Here is a 13,744-nt window from a genome sequence, read left to right as displayed (position 1 = left end):
AATGATATGACAAAGCATAATAAAGCATATAAATTTCGTTTGTATCCAACAGAAGAACAAGCATATCTTATGCGTAAAACCTTCGGTTGTGTACGTTTCGTGTATAACAGAATGTTAGCAGAACGGAAAGAAGCGTACGAAAAATACAAAGATGATAAGGAACAACTAAAGAAACAAAAGCTTCCAACTCCTGCGAAATATAAAGCAGAATTTGAGTGGTTAAAAGAAGTTGATTCATTAGCTTTGGCAAATGCTCAACTAAACTTGCAAACTGCCTATAAGAATTTCTTTAGTGGTCAAAATGACTTCCCAACATTCAAAAGTAAAAAAGACAGAAAGTCTTATACAACGAATGTAGTAAACGGAAATATTATGTTGCTTAATGGTCATATCAAATTGCCAAAACTGAAAATGGTACGTATCAAACAGCATAGAGAAATACCACAAGACTATATGATCAAGTCATGTACGATCTCCATGACACCTACCGGTAAATACTATGTGTCCGTCTTGACTGAATACGAAAAAGAGATTGTAAAAAAAGAAGTAGAAACATTTGTTGGATTAGACTTTGCGATGGATGGATTATATGTTAGTTCTGAGGGTGAGAAAGCCAATTATCCTAAGTTCTATCGTAACATGTTAGACCGATTAGCAAAGGCACAACGAGTATTAGCAAGACGAAATAAAGGTTCTGAGCGTTGGAATAAACAACGTATTCGTGTAGCTAAGTTACATGAGAAAGTAGCTAACCAACGTAAGAATTTCCTTCATCATGAGTCTAAAGAGTTGGCTACTAATTTTGATGTTGTAGCTATTGAAGACCTAAACATGAAAGGAATGTCGCAAGCACTTCATTTTGGAAAAAGTGTTGCTGATAATGGGTGGGGTATGTTCACTTCTTTCTTAGCTTATAAACTAAACGAACAAGGAAAACAACTTGTGAAAATAGACAGATGGTTTCCTTCCACAAAAGCATGTAGTAGTTGTGGAAATGTGAAAAATATATCATTGTCTGAACGAGTATATTCTTGCATATGCGGTGTAAATCTCGATAGAGATTATAACGCAGCTATCAATATCAAAAATGAAGCAATACGTCTATTAGCGTTAGCATAAATAGCAATAAAATAACCTTTGGAACAAGGGAGTTAGCTCGGCTGTCTTAGGACGAATTCGTTAGCTATCAAAAGTAACGACTAACCGAGAAGCCCCCACTTCAAACAGTCCGTTAGGACGTTAAGTGGCGGGTAGTTCACAGAACATTAATTTTACATATTACAAAATCGTACAAGTATATTAGCATATAGAACAATTCGATATTGTTGTAGCACAAGGGAAAGAGAAGTATGTTGGCTCAGCAGCACCTTCCGCTGAAGATTTACAAGCAAAAGGTGCAGAAATGAAGGCTGAACAAAAGAAAGAAATAATACACCTTTTAAAACATTTTTAAGAAAAATCGGGAATATATTCAGCCCTTTAATTCCAGCTTTTGTTGGAGCTGGTTTAATCGCGGGTATTGCATCAATTTTGTCAAACAATATTACTGCAGGAAACTTAGACAGTGCTACATGGCAGCAGTATGTAACTATTTTTAATGTTATTAAAAATGAGATATTTAGTTATTTGGTTATTTATGTAGGGATTAATGCTGCAAAAGAATTTGGAGCAACACCATCTCTTAGTGGATTCATTAGTGGTGTAACCCTTTTAACAGGAGTAACAGCTGATCCACCAATAAACAATATATTCAACGGTGAACCATTATCACCAGGTCAAGGAGGGGGAAACAAATTTAACTCTGTGTTTCTTCAAATTTTCGTTTTTGAATATATGCTTGAGCATGAATAATTTCTTCCTGAAGCTCTTTTAATTCTTTCATAGATTCTGATTCAATAGTCATGTAAGTAGTAACTAAACTGATCATCATATCCATCTTCTCTACTATATTTTGAATGACTTGTTCAGATTGCTCTTTTTTAGGGTGTTGTATTGCCTTTAATACATTTTCTATATAATTTTTCTTTCTTTGCTGGATATCATAAATAAACTGTTGTGTGTTTGAGTTCATTTGTTGTTCCTCCGTTTTGGATATATTTCCATTCTATCATATTTGAATAGGAAATATTGGATTCCCCTAAATTTACACCTGTCTCGTACATCTCCTCAAATATACAAACTAATTCCTTAACGTACAGGGAACCAGTTTAGATGTATCTAAACATACAATTTCCCCGAAATGATATAGTGAGACCAGATAGGTGTTTATGAACCAAAATCTATATGTATTTCGATTTTTTCTTATTGAACTAACGGAACAGATTAGCATCAAAACAATATTTTGTGTTATTGCAGTAAAAGAACGTTGATTAATGGTTTAAATTAAGTAATGATTGAACCAGTTAAAGAGTAGATAATGGGTTTCAATGTTATTTTTATGTTTAAGGCTATTAAAACTTGAGAGGAGGGAAATTCAATGGAAAAGGAATTTCCTATAATTGAAACAAGAAGATTAATTTTAAGAGCAGTAACAACAGAAGATGCTAATGATATGCTTAAATATCTATCTGATAAAGATGTTGTGAAATCTATGGGGTTAATACCTTTCCAAACTGTAAAAGATGTATGGGATGAAATAGGGTGGTATAAATCTATATACGAAGAAGGTACAGGAATTAGATGGGGAATTACACTAAAAGATTCTGGTAAGGTTATAGGAAGTTGTGGTTTTCTTAATATGCTTACGAAACATTATCGAGCTGAAGTTGGATATGAATTAAGCAAAGATTACTGGGGAAAAGGGATAGCTAGTGAAGCATTGGAGGCCGTTGTTAAGTATGGCTATCATCACCTTCAGTTAGAAAGAATTGAGGCTTTAATTGAACCTTCTAATCTCCCATCACAAAAACTAGTAGAAAAGCAAGGCTTTAGAAGAGAGGGGTTGCTGAGACATTATGAATTTACTTGTGGTAAATTCGATGATTTATATATGTATTCAACCATAAGAGAAGATCATAATATTATTTAAAGTATAGTTTTGGCGAAAGAGACTTTTAATAAGGTCAAATATGGGTTTAAAATAAAGTTTAACTGTTTGTAATAAAGTTGCACCGTTTATAAAAATGATAAACCGAAATTACAGATAGATTTCGGTATGCTACGGTTAGTTTGAAACAAAGAAGAACTGTTCATAAAAAGACTGATTAAAAGCCTGTATTATCAATACGGGCTTTTAATCAGTCTTTTTTCAAAACTCCTCTTTCTATTTTCTTTTAGATCAAAGTTATTAACATTACTTTGATCAATCTTAATTTTAAAGTTACAGAAAGTATTTCTTCATTTTTCACTACTCCTTTCGTTGGATATCGTTATAGAAGATGATGTTATATCAATTACTAATTTTATATACATTGATTTATAAAAGCGAAAAAGGATAAAAAAGCTTGAAGCTGACGCTAGGTCATTTTATATACTGTTTAGTAACTACTTCGTGTTCTCGAGATAAATTAGATTAAAAAATTAGGAGGTTTTTAGATGAAAATGAGAGATATTATTATTTATGGGTGTGTCATTATAGGAGCAGGTATTGGATTGACAATGGATCATGGATTTCCAGGTGTACTAATTGGTTTGGGTGCAGGATACTTACTTCAGAATTTTTTTTGTAAAGAAGAATAAAAGCATAAAGACTTGTGGTAAGAACAAGAGAGAAAAGAAGATGATAAGTTAGAATGGAGAAAACGGTTGTTAACGATAGAGTCTTAACGTAAAGGAAGGTAGGTTTATCAGTTGATACACATTAATAAGGTTGGAGAGCTGACAGGTGTTACAGTAAGAACACTGCGTTACTACGATAAAATTGGCTTATTAAAACCAGCATCTAAAACAGAGGGCGGCCATCGTTTATATACGAATGAAGAAATAAAAAAACTACAGCAGGTTCAATTTTTAAAAAAGATTGGATTTTCGTTACACGAGATTAAGAATATGCTTGCTTCCAGTGAGTGGGATTGGTCGGAGAGTTTAAAGAGTCAATTATCTTTTGTAATAAAAGAACAGGAAAATTTAAAGAAAATAGAGTTATCCATACGGGAATTGATACATGGAATTGCGATAGAAGGGACAGAAAACTGGACCGCGATTCAGAAGATTATGCAATTATCCAGTAAAGATAAAGAAATACAGCAGTATTATCGCGAATCTTTATTTAAAGACAGAGATATGAAATTATGGGGAAAGGTTCCCAATATGACAAGTAACAACTCAGATTCACTCGAATGGATTGCTCTGATAGGTCAGTTAAAGCGTTATATGAAGGACGGTCCAAAAGCATTCAAGGTCCAAAATATTATTAGAAGAATGGATGAAAAGCGCTTAGAGGAATTTGAAGGTGAGGATGAATTTTTAGATATGCTGTGGGAAATAAGGATGTCGCCAAAGCAATCAGAGAAACTGAGATTATATCCGCTTGAGCAGGATGTGCTTGAGTTTATGGACCAGGCATATGCCATTTTTATAGCTAAAAAAAATAATCCACAACAAGAATAAAGGGGAAAGAATGGTGAGTACAGAACTACTTCTCCTGATAGGGGGGATGGCCCTATTGGACACGTTAAGCCCTGGCACATTAGGGGTAACGGTGTATCTGCTTTTAACAGATAATAAGAGACTTACCAAACGTTTATTGGTTTACTTATTGACGGTAGCAGGATTTTATTTTGCTGTTGGAGTTTCACTCATGTTAGGATTAGGGTTTTTGCTTGATAATATTTTTAGCGTATTTCAAAATCGAATGGTCAGTTGGATGGTCTTTATTATTGGATTGGTATTGTTCATTGCAAGTTTTTATGTTCCAACAAAGAAAAATACAGGACTACCTGCACCAAAATCAAGAAGTATTCTTTCAATGGTTGCGCTGGGATTCACTACCTCACTAATTGAAGTAGGTACTGCTTTTCCGTATTTTGTAGCAATTAGTATAATGACTACTTCTAATCTATCATGGATGGAATGGTCTTCTATTTTAGTTGGATACAACTTTATCATGGTGTTTCCTCCCCTTGTGCTGTTTCTCTTCTATCTCCTATTTGGTCGACGGATGCAAAAACCTCTTGAGAAGCTTCGGGTAAAAATCGCTAATAATACGGGATCGGCTCTTTCGTGGATTATGTGTATTGTTGGAATCGTTCTGATTTTTTATAGCGTGGATTATTTGTAGGGCGTTTCATGACTTTATTTATCCTTTTACGCTACGGGAGGATTGGTAGGAAAGCTTGGCTTCGGTTTGTTATCTGTATTTTGGCTAACATCGGCATATCAAGCATTAAACAGAGTTAAGAATAAAAAAATTCAAGACCATCGGAATTGGATGATCAGAAATTATTCTTTAACCTTTGCGGCAGTTACATTAAGAATTTGGCTACCTTTATTTGTATTGCTATTTGGACTGGAGCATTTCGAACTTAGTTATGCTGTTATTGCTTGGTTAGCGTGGGTGCCAAATTTAATCATTGCAGAATTATTTATAAAACAAAGTCTTAATAAAGGACAACAACAGAAAAATGCTGATTTACATTTTTGATGCAAATTTGATGTGATATTGAGGCAAGAACTCTTAGGTATTTCAATGATTTTCTATAAAAATACAATATTTATTTTGTCTTTTAAATATTAACTTCACAAAAGATACAATTTATTTCTTTTTTTGACAATTATCCGAATAGAAAATTTTCATTTAGGGGGTATATTAAAACCTTAGCTTGATGGGCATGGGGTAACCATATCATTTCGGGAAAATTGTACGTTTAGACACGATTTAGACACAAATAAGCCAGTTTCCTGAACGATTTAGAAATCGGCTTTTAAATTTCAACTTACATCCATCATCAATTCAATATTCATTGAAGGATATGTACTAAATGATTTGTTCCGTTACAGCTGTCCGCAAAAAAAGGTAGCCTTTCATCTCTATCAATTTAAGATAGCAATTACACTCTATAAAGAAAAGACACCCACACGAGTGTCTTTTTCTAAATCGAACCATTTCGATTTATTTTCATACTTAATAAGCTTCTTAAGAGCATGTTAAATCATAGCTATGCGTATAAATTTCAATTAAGTTTCGTTGTTTATCCGGATTATAAAAATAAGAGTGACATTATAGATTGCAGTTCAAAATATTTTAAACAGCACATAAAAGATTTATGGGACAACTTACCGGTTTTTCGTGATGATATGAAAAATGTTCCAACTTTCCATATACCAAATAATAAGGAACTTATAAGAAAAGCTCTTAGTAATACTGACTTTATGGTTAATTAAAAGTGTACTGCAAATAGTTATTTTTATCCTTGTTGAATCAATTAGGTGTAGTTTTATATACAGTTTGAGCAAAAGTTTTAATCAATCTTTTTTATTAAAATCAAATTAGCAATTAGAATAGAGGCAACCATTTTGATCAATCTTTGTTCAAAATGGTTGTCTTTCATTTACCACAAAATAAAGCTTCATCAAATCTTTTTTTTCAAACTTTATTCTAAGGCTACACATCTAATGTTAAAAATTAATTTGCATGGACTAAAAGATTTTGATTTTCCTCTTTTTTCTCTAACAAAATTACTTTCGTAAAGGTTATACCCCAAGTAACAGCAGCAATTAATATTAAATATATTACGTAGTTACTAATAGAAGCTCCACTATATGTTAAGCGCAGATAGCCTTGAATTGCATTTGATGCAGGCAAGAAGTCTCCAATATTCTTGTAAAATGGCGACAAAAAAGAACTTGGAACGATATACCCCGCTGTCATTAACTGAAGGGGTACCAAGGCTGTGTTAATGAAAGCGGCCCAATGATTCATTAACACAAATGTCATTTGAGTTAAACAAATACATGCAAGGTATACAAGAATTTGAAATCCCCACATTATCCAGAATGAAGCTACAGTTTCTACAAAAAACATAGTGAAGCCGGTAATTACCAAGGGTGCAAGTATGGACACAGCAACTAATATTATTTGTCTAGCCCAGAATAAAGCCCACATTCCATGCTTGGCTTTTAGCATTAAAGTGGAAACATTAAGCTGAATGGTCATAGTCATAACTGCAATGTAGGATATAAACCCTAGAATCATAGGAATCATTGTAAATGAAAAGTTAGATACTTCATTATCCTTGATAATGTTGGATTGGACATCATCTTGATGTGAAATATGTAGCACTTTTCTGCTAATCATCGTAGTAATCTTCTCGGCAGAACTCTCAAGAACAGATATGGCCACATTAGCATTTGCCTGATTTACATAATACGATATCTCACTATGTCCGGTACCGATAGATTCTTTAAAATGACCTGGAATGAACATGACCATGTCTACCATACCATTGTCCATTTCATCGCGTGCTTGTTCAATGGATGTAAATTTGTGGAGTTGGAAGGGGAGAGTCGTGTCTAATGCATTAAATACAGACTCTGTAAGAGTTGTATCTTCGTTTACTAATCCGATCTTTAGCTGATCTATTCGAGTAGTTGCTCCGTTATACCCTGTTAACCATAGAATTGAAAATAATAATGGTAGTGCGAATGCAAATAACAGACCAAACTTCGTATATGACAGTTTAAAATAACTTTTTAATGTTTTTGAAATATTCATAATGTGCTCCTTTAATAATTAATAGTCTAGACGATAATCGGCTGTGCATGTACTTGTGTAAAATATAATCCAGATGATTTTCATCTGGAATGTTTTGAGAAGACCTCATTAAGTAAATGAACAAACTGTTTGGCCTCGGCTGGTGGTAATACATCCACAATGGAACGACTTACATCTTGCATTACAGGAAGTGCTTCAAAATAAATGTCCCTGCCTGTGGGGGATAGAAACAACAAAATAACTCGTTTATCCTCATGACTGGATTTTCTTATGATATACTCTTTGTTTTCTAGCCTCTCAAGAGTTTTTCCCACGCTGGTTTGATCCTTATCTTCCAATCCTGCTAACTCTTTTTGAGATATGCCTTCATGTTCAAAAAGGTGGTGTAGAATAATGAATTGTTCAGGGGTTAAACCATATTTATTTAACGCATGGTTTGATTTTTTTTTAATTAGAAAATACATTCTAGTAAATAAATAACTCACAGCACTCTCTTGTGGAATCAAAATAGAGCTCCTTTCATTGGAAATTAAATGCACAGCCTATCATTCAAATCGTATTTTACCTTCGAAATCTCTACAAGTCAAGTTGAAGGTAGAGAACGAACATAGGGGGTACCGCCACATTGCTATCAAGTTAAGATTTTTAATTACCCCCATAACGAAATTTTTATGCATCGTTGACTACTGATAATGAGACGTTATGTTAACCAAGCATGCATATAATATACAACCAAAATCAAACAACATATCACTTCTTTCAAATGGTAAAATAGGGAAAAAGGAGGTTCTAAATAATGCCTTTAGAAACCAGTATTTATTACATAGAAGTTGCTATTATTTTAGTAATCATCGGTGCACTGTTTGGCGGGATTATACGTATAATTCGGCATACCAGCAATCGCAAAAAGCAAGATCAAGTTGAGCAAAAGTTAGATAGGGTTATTCAACTATTAGAAAAACAAAACAAAGATTGATCCTCCCTCCAAACAGGAGGGGTTTGCAATAACTTCCAATAACGAAAATTATGTAAATAAGCTGTCCATATGGGCAGCTTATTGTATTTTTTGCTTAGCGTGGTTATTTTCCAAAATATGTCACTACCCCATCGCTATCAAGCTAAGATTTTGCAAAGTCAATTTTAGGCGAGATTTTTTCTTTTTTCTAAAGGGAAAATGTAGATGATTGAAAGATTTGCATACGAAATAAACCCTAACGGGTTTCCTTTTTTGAATTAAGCTGCTTGGTTATCAGACATGGTACATTTTGGCTCACCCATACACATAAAGCTACTAAATCTTTTGCTTGGTACTTACTGGTTCGTTGTACAAAACCAATATCTCTAGCAAGATTCCGTAAGGTATTTGGAGATAAAAAACTTTGAATCTCTTGAGCAAATAGCTGTAATTCGTCATACACAGAAACAGACATAAAAAACGCCATCCTTTCCTATGATTCTACAAATAGAATAGCGTAATTTTTAATTTAAGGGAATTTTGTTCTGCTATCTTGATAGCAATGGTGCCCTACACCAAAACGGCTCAATTTCATCGTTTTGTGGTAGCTTATTTTATTAGGCTGATAGTTATTTTGCACTTACAATCAAAGTAGACTCTATCCTTGTTGAAACACTCTTAGCGTACGATAGAGTGGCCTTTTTCGTGTCAAAATTTTCTTGGTGTAGATTTGAAATAAAATTACCATGTTTATAAAAAAGATGAGATGTTTTATACCTTTAATCAAAGAATTCTAAGTAAGTTTTGATCAAACTTTATTTCAAACCAGCATTAACATTTTTTGTAATTTCCCTTGCAAATATACGTTTACTGTGTTTAATATGTATTAAACACAGTAAACGATAGGGGTGTGTGAAATGAAACAGGGAATATTGAACGATGATCAGAAGGAATTGATAGAAGATTTTGGGACTTATATAGAATCTTCAGGCGGTGCAAGATCGCTTGGCAAGATATGGGGGTACTTATTGATATCAGGTACTCCAAAATCACTCGATGACATGGTAAACGATTTGCAAATTAGCAAAGGAACGGCGTCATTGTCCGTTCGACAAGGTGTTCAAATTTCTTTATTTCGTAAGGTTGGGGTTCCTGGTAGCAAGAGGGATTTCTATCAACTACATTCAGATGCATGGGCATTGACTTTGCATACGAGCATTGCACAGGGAAACATGATGACACAATATTTGTGTAGAGCAAAGGAGCTAGTTCTTAAAGAGGAAGCCGCGCCTATAATCGATGAGAGTATCGAGTTTTTCGAATTCGTTATCCAGCAATCGAAGCAAATTTTAGTTCAGTGGGAAGAGCGAAAAGGGAGTAGTACAAAATAGGAGGATATATTATGCCAAAAGTTACTGCAAACGGAATCACTATTCATTACGAAATTAAAGGCCAGGGATTTCCCATACTATTTCTGCACGGAAGTGGATCATCATGGAAAATGTGGGAGCCTCAATTCGAGGCTTTCTCTGCACACTATCAGATGATTATGCCTGATTATCGAGGACATGGAGATTCGACAAAGGAATTTCCGAATAATAAATACGACCATCATGTTATCGTGGAGGATATCAAATGCTTTCTAGATGTACTTGGAATCAGCAAGATTCATGTTGTAGGAGTTTCGCAAGGCGGTCAATTGGCTACATTGCTGGCGATAAAATATCCAGCATACGTAGATAAACTTGTCGTATCTAATAGCTATAGTGAGATGCCTACATTGGCAGCCAATTGGGTGCTGTCGATATCGAATTTTATATTCAGTCTGCTTCCATACAATATGATTATAAATCTCATGATGAAATATTATAAAGATGATCCTTATACACAGCGTATTTTAAGAAATTCTTTTTCAATTGATAAGAACATGCTACTTGCAATGAAGAAAGCACCATTTCCAACACATACTGATCAACTGCATCGAATTCAGTCACCTACGCTTGTAATGGGTGGTGAGGGAAAATTAATGCCCGGCGTTGATGAAGGGAAAGGATCCCGCATTATTTTCAACCATGTTCAAAATGCTAAGCTCGCACTATTCAAACATGCATTCGATCCATTAAACACGATGCGCCGGGATATCTTTAATGAGATGATAATTGAATTTCTAGAAGACAAGCCTTTGAAACAATATAAGGATGTAACAGCATTCAGTAAATAAAAACAATAGAGTTTACAAGGTTTACTTTCTTCGAAAAGGATATCTTTTCTTATTAGGGTACCGCCCATGCCCATCAAGCTAAGAAAAAATTAATACCCATAGCCATCAACTTAAGATATCGGTTGTTCCCTAAAACGAAAAAAACGAGTTAAATTTACATAAATAACTGCCAAGAGATAAAAATTTCGTTTTGGGGGTACCTCAAAATCTTAGCTTGATGGTGATGTGGCGGTACCCCAATTTAGAGGAACTAAAAAATCCGATTTCTGAATTCTTTAGAAATCGGATTTTTATTGACATGATTTACTCATAGGGTCTGTTTAATCTTCAGTTATTTTATTTTGAATCATCTGTATAAATTCACTGAGATTGTTGCTTTGGATATTTCTGATGCTCACTCTTTCATTTTTATTCCAAAAAAGTATACTGGATACACCAAATAAATTCTTTTTTTCTTTCAATTTTGATAGGTTTTCATAAAAATATTCATTAATCCATGCATCACCAACTAAATCAGGCCCGTAAAAAAATAATCTTTTATTTGTAGCAACTAGTACTCCAGGACGTACAGGATGCCGATATTCAAAAATGTCTAAAGAACCATGTAAAACATCTAAAACTTTTTCATCTGAAGATAATATTGTCTTGGCTCGGTCTAATAAATTTTGCATTGTAGGACTCCTTTATTATCTAATATAAATCAATTATATCTGAAAATTCATAGAATTTTAAACTAATTATTCTAATATCTAATTAATTTGCGGGTGGTGTCAGCTATGCTGGTACTACCCCTATATAAGAAGCTGTACCTAAAAGATCGTTAAAAATGAACTTTTAGATACAGATTCTTGTTTTAGTTTTGTAAGTGGCTCCAAAAAGAAGGAATCGTTGCTGTACCCCCATTACATATATATAATGTAGCTTTGAAATAAAGTCGAACCGTTTATAAAAAAGTTAAATCGTTTTGCTTTCCAGAACGAAAAAAACTAATCAGGCAGACAGTCGTGGTGTAACCGGACATTTGCGATACCATTTCAATAGAGGTGGTTGTCCGTTTCACCAATGCTTAAGGGTACGATTCTTCAGAAATGGAGGTCGCATTTTCATATTTATAAAAAAGATGGGAATTCAACTATTAAATCTTAGAAATCTTTCTAGACAAGAGGAGATTGTGACGAATATGTATGTGGAAGCTAAGCTGCAGTTTTCACACTATTTTAGATCAAGTGTTTCCAGAATAACGACAAAAAACTTGGAAGTAAGCAAATTATCAATTGGTATTCTACAGATTTCTTTTGGAGTGGTTTTAGCTGAAGTTACAAAATATAAAATGGAAAAATTCACAAAACTATATAATACTCCAATTATTTTGGGAATATTAATAGTGTGAAGCTTATAATTGAACTGGGTGATTAAAAGTGACTATACAAAATAAAAAGATAATTGATATCTGTGATGACCGCAGACTATTCAATAAATATTCACGTAACAGTATTCCAAGCGTAATTTTCATAGCAGGGTTAGGCGATAGCTATGAGACATGGAAAAAAGTCCAAGACCGAATATCGCAAAAAACATCAACCTTTTCCTATAACAGGTCGGGTATTGGCAGGAGTCAAGTCGCATCCGTCCCGACGACTTGCTATGATCTAGTCGAGGAGCTCAACGAATTGTTGCTAGCGCTTGAAGTGGAGAGGCCCTATATATTGGTGGGACATTCTTTTGGTGGTTTGGTCGCTAGATTATATGCCAGCCTTTATCCACTGAACATCTGCGGTATGGTTTTGATTGACGCCGCACCGGAATATAAAGAACTTGCCTATGAAAAGGTTCTACCCGAAAATCTGCTTGCAGGAAATAGGGAATATTACGAGAATCCTATGTTGAATAGTGAGAAGATTGATAAAATACAAAGCTATAAGCAAATCGTTGATCATTCAAATCAAAGTAACCTCCCTCTCGCAATTATTACAAGAGGTTTACCTGACAATGGTGAAGAGGGATGGCCATCTCAAGAAATATTGGAAATTGAGCAAAGACTCCAAGCAGAATTCCAATGGCTGTCAACGTCAAGCAAGTACCGGATTGCTAGTCGAAGTGGACATTATATTCATCATGATGAGCCAGAAATTGTTATAGAGGAGATTATGTTAATGTTGAAGGAGATGGGAAAATGAGCGATATAAGATTGAAATTCATGATGGATCTGCAAAGAATTGAGGGGGTACGGAAACGATTCTGGGTATGAGGGGCCACTCAGGGAAAATATTCAAATTGATACTATAAATATAAACAAGAAACCTATCTTCGGATAGGTTTCTTGTTTTAAAATAAAGATGATTGAATATTAAAACACATATATAGCCTAGGGGGATTAGTTATGCCTAGTATTCAAGATACGATATATCGGCGTACCACCAACATTTTAACGAAAATATACGCTAAGCAAATTTCGGCATAAAAAAACGTTGATTTTGTATCCCTTATTATTTGACATAACCATGATTCAGTTTGGTTAGTTTTTCATTAATGTTAAAAATTCTTACCCTAATATCTTTAACACCAGACGCTTGAAGTCTATTCTTATGCATTTCAGCATATTTTTCAGCATCTTGTTTTTCTTCAAATACATAGATGCCTCCAGCTTCTTTTTTATCTTGATTCTCTGTCCATATTTTCCAATGGAACCCTTCTTCTTCGTTAATACTTTTTGCTAAATCCCAAAATGCTTTTTCCATTTCCTCATCAAAAGGACCTTCAAAAGGAAAATCAACTTGTAATAAATATGCCATTTTCAATCGCTCCTATTTTAAATATTTTTCAATGTGGTACTACGCCTTATAAATATTCCTTTTTTTGTACCAAAAATCTACAAATAAAAAAATAAGATCGGGAAACACGATCTTATCTTTAAAAC

14 protein-coding genes and 4 pseudogenes are annotated in these 13,744 nt (G+C 34.0%); 12 read left to right on the top strand and 6 right to left on the bottom strand.

From position 1 onward, the window contains the following. Nucleotides 1-6 precede the first annotated feature (6 nt). Together ACFWDE_RS21145 and ACFWDE_RS21140 are read left to right on the top strand one after the other, a co-directional pair. Nucleotides 7-1,119 carry an RNA-guided endonuclease TnpB family protein gene (locus ACFWDE_RS21145; RefSeq protein ID WP_377894500.1) on the top strand — a complete coding sequence of 371 codons (1,113 nt, stop codon included), beginning with the start codon at nt 7-9 and terminating at the stop codon, nt 1,117-1,119. A 297-nt stretch (nt 1,120-1,416) separates the two neighbouring features. Further along, nucleotides 1,417-1,785: pseudogene (locus tag ACFWDE_RS21140) on the top strand (PTS transporter subunit EIIC); the annotation flags it as partial. Between the two features lie 10 nt (nt 1,786-1,795). On the opposite strand, the gene ACFWDE_RS21135 reads toward ACFWDE_RS21140, so the two are convergent. Continuing rightward, on the bottom strand, nt 1,796-2,071 hold the full coding sequence (locus ACFWDE_RS21135; RefSeq protein WP_001087731.1) for a hypothetical protein: 276 nt from the start codon (nt 2,069-2,071) through the stop codon (nt 1,796-1,798). 405 nt (nt 2,072-2,476) lie between these two features. Between ACFWDE_RS21135 and ACFWDE_RS21130 the strand changes: the two genes are divergently transcribed. From ACFWDE_RS21130 to ACFWDE_RS21110, 5 genes and pseudogenes are all read left to right on the top strand, one after another. Further along, the gene (locus tag ACFWDE_RS21130; RefSeq protein ID WP_377894498.1) at nt 2,477-3,028 is read left to right on the top strand and encodes a GNAT family N-acetyltransferase; all 552 of its coding nucleotides are present in this window, start codon (nt 2,477-2,479) and stop codon (nt 3,026-3,028) included. A 506-nt stretch (nt 3,029-3,534) separates the two neighbouring features. Further along, nucleotides 3,535-3,678 (top strand): hypothetical protein, encoded by a 144-nt coding sequence (locus ACFWDE_RS21125; RefSeq protein ID WP_377894496.1) that lies wholly within the window; start codon nt 3,535-3,537, stop codon nt 3,676-3,678. Between the two features lie 111 nt (nt 3,679-3,789). Beyond that, nucleotides 3,790-4,548 (top strand): MerR family transcriptional regulator, encoded by a 759-nt coding sequence (locus ACFWDE_RS21120; RefSeq protein ID WP_377894494.1) that lies wholly within the window; start codon nt 3,790-3,792, stop codon nt 4,546-4,548. Between the two features lie 10 nt (nt 4,549-4,558). Continuing rightward, on the top strand, nt 4,559-5,218 hold the full coding sequence (locus tag ACFWDE_RS21115) for a GAP family protein (RefSeq protein ID WP_377894493.1): 660 nt from the start codon (nt 4,559-4,561) through the stop codon (nt 5,216-5,218). 12 nt (nt 5,219-5,230) lie between these two features. Beyond that, nucleotides 5,231-5,581, top strand: a pseudogene (locus ACFWDE_RS21110) (DUF2306 domain-containing protein); the annotation flags it as partial. Nucleotides 5,582-6,562: 981 nt separating this feature from the next. Here ACFWDE_RS21110 and ACFWDE_RS21105 read toward each other — a convergent pair. Both ACFWDE_RS21105 and ACFWDE_RS21100 read right to left on the bottom strand, forming a co-directional pair. Further along, nucleotides 6,563-7,651, bottom strand: a complete 1,089-nt coding sequence (locus ACFWDE_RS21105) for a YhgE/Pip domain-containing protein (RefSeq protein WP_377894491.1) — start codon at nt 7,649-7,651, stop codon at nt 6,563-6,565. Nucleotides 7,652-7,731: 80 nt separating this feature from the next. Further along, nucleotides 7,732-8,157 (bottom strand): MarR family winged helix-turn-helix transcriptional regulator, encoded by a 426-nt coding sequence (locus ACFWDE_RS21100; protein WP_377894490.1) that lies wholly within the window; start codon nt 8,155-8,157, stop codon nt 7,732-7,734. Between the two features lie 290 nt (nt 8,158-8,447). Here ACFWDE_RS21100 and ACFWDE_RS21095 point away from each other — a divergent pair, with 290 nt between their 5' ends. After that, on the top strand, nt 8,448-8,627 hold the full coding sequence (locus tag ACFWDE_RS21095; protein ID WP_377894488.1) for a DUF4083 family protein: 180 nt from the start codon (nt 8,448-8,450) through the stop codon (nt 8,625-8,627). A gap of 253 nt (nt 8,628-8,880) precedes the next feature. Here ACFWDE_RS21095 and ACFWDE_RS21090 read toward each other — a convergent pair. Beyond that, nucleotides 8,881-9,081, bottom strand: a pseudogene (locus ACFWDE_RS21090) (IS4 family transposase); the annotation flags it as partial. A gap of 442 nt (nt 9,082-9,523) precedes the next feature. Between ACFWDE_RS21090 and ACFWDE_RS21085 the strand changes: the two are divergent. Together ACFWDE_RS21085 and ACFWDE_RS21080 are read left to right on the top strand one after the other, a co-directional pair. Beyond that, entirely contained in the window at nt 9,524-9,997 is a 474-nt protein-coding gene (locus ACFWDE_RS21085; protein ID WP_377894487.1) for a GbsR/MarR family transcriptional regulator, read from the top strand. Nucleotides 9,998-10,008: 11 nt separating this feature from the next. Beyond that, nucleotides 10,009-10,827 (top strand): alpha/beta fold hydrolase, encoded by an 819-nt coding sequence (locus ACFWDE_RS21080; RefSeq protein ID WP_377894485.1) that lies wholly within the window; start codon nt 10,009-10,011, stop codon nt 10,825-10,827. 320 nt (nt 10,828-11,147) lie between these two features. Here the strand turns inward: ACFWDE_RS21080 and ACFWDE_RS21075 are convergent, their stop codons facing one another. Continuing rightward, entirely contained in the window at nt 11,148-11,498 is a 351-nt protein-coding gene (locus ACFWDE_RS21075) for a PH domain-containing protein (protein ID WP_377894483.1), read from the bottom strand. 443 nt (nt 11,499-11,941) lie between these two features. Here ACFWDE_RS21075 and ACFWDE_RS21070 point away from each other — a divergent pair. Together ACFWDE_RS21070 and ACFWDE_RS21065 are read left to right on the top strand one after the other, a co-directional pair. After that, a pseudogene (locus ACFWDE_RS21070) lies at nt 11,942-12,065 on the top strand (IS110 family transposase); the annotation flags it as partial. Between the two features lie 180 nt (nt 12,066-12,245). Continuing rightward, complete coding sequence (locus ACFWDE_RS21065) at nt 12,246-13,004, top strand: alpha/beta fold hydrolase (protein ID WP_377894481.1); 759 nt, start codon at nt 12,246-12,248, stop codon at nt 13,002-13,004. Between the two features lie 309 nt (nt 13,005-13,313). Here ACFWDE_RS21065 and ACFWDE_RS21060 read toward each other — a convergent pair whose 3' ends face one another. Further along, entirely contained in the window at nt 13,314-13,619 is a 306-nt protein-coding gene (locus ACFWDE_RS21060) for a monooxygenase (protein WP_199676300.1), read from the bottom strand. Between the last annotated feature and the right edge of the window lie 125 nt (nt 13,620-13,744).

Source organism: Bacillus sp. NPDC060175, assembly GCF_042728695.1.
Classification (GTDB): Bacteria; Bacillota; Bacilli; order Bacillales; family Bacillaceae_G; genus Bacillus_A.
Note: the sequence above shows the minus strand (reverse complement) of the source record. Positions and strands in the feature narration are given on the sequence as shown.

What these genes read in the sequence shown, in the direction of transcription:
- ACFWDE_RS21125 (WP_377894496.1), top strand. Translation starts at nt 3,535, where the DNA reads ATGAAAATGAGAGATATTATTATTTATGGGTGTGTCATTATAGGAGCA.
- ACFWDE_RS21075 (WP_377894483.1), bottom strand. Translation starts at nt 11,498, where the DNA reads ATGCAAAATTTATTAGACCGAGCCAAGACAATATTATCTTCAGATGAA.
- ACFWDE_RS21115 (WP_377894493.1), top strand. Translation starts at nt 4,559, where the DNA reads ATGGTGAGTACAGAACTACTTCTCCTGATAGGGGGGATGGCCCTATTG.
- ACFWDE_RS21085 (WP_377894487.1), top strand. Translation starts at nt 9,524, where the DNA reads ATGAAACAGGGAATATTGAACGATGATCAGAAGGAATTGATAGAAGAT.
- ACFWDE_RS21135 (WP_001087731.1), bottom strand. Translation starts at nt 2,071, where the DNA reads ATGAACTCAAACACACAACAGTTTATTTATGATATCCAGCAAAGAAAG.
- ACFWDE_RS21060 (WP_199676300.1), bottom strand. Translation starts at nt 13,619, where the DNA reads ATGGCATATTTATTACAAGTTGATTTTCCTTTTGAAGGTCCTTTTGAT.
- ACFWDE_RS21145 (WP_377894500.1), top strand. Translation starts at nt 7, where the DNA reads ATGACAAAGCATAATAAAGCATATAAATTTCGTTTGTATCCAACAGAA.
- ACFWDE_RS21130 (WP_377894498.1), top strand. Translation starts at nt 2,477, where the DNA reads ATGGAAAAGGAATTTCCTATAATTGAAACAAGAAGATTAATTTTAAGA.
- ACFWDE_RS21105 (WP_377894491.1), bottom strand. Translation starts at nt 7,651, where the DNA reads ATGAATATTTCAAAAACATTAAAAAGTTATTTTAAACTGTCATATACG.
- ACFWDE_RS21095 (WP_377894488.1), top strand. Translation starts at nt 8,448, where the DNA reads ATGCCTTTAGAAACCAGTATTTATTACATAGAAGTTGCTATTATTTTA.
- ACFWDE_RS21080 (WP_377894485.1), top strand. Translation starts at nt 10,009, where the DNA reads ATGCCAAAAGTTACTGCAAACGGAATCACTATTCATTACGAAATTAAA.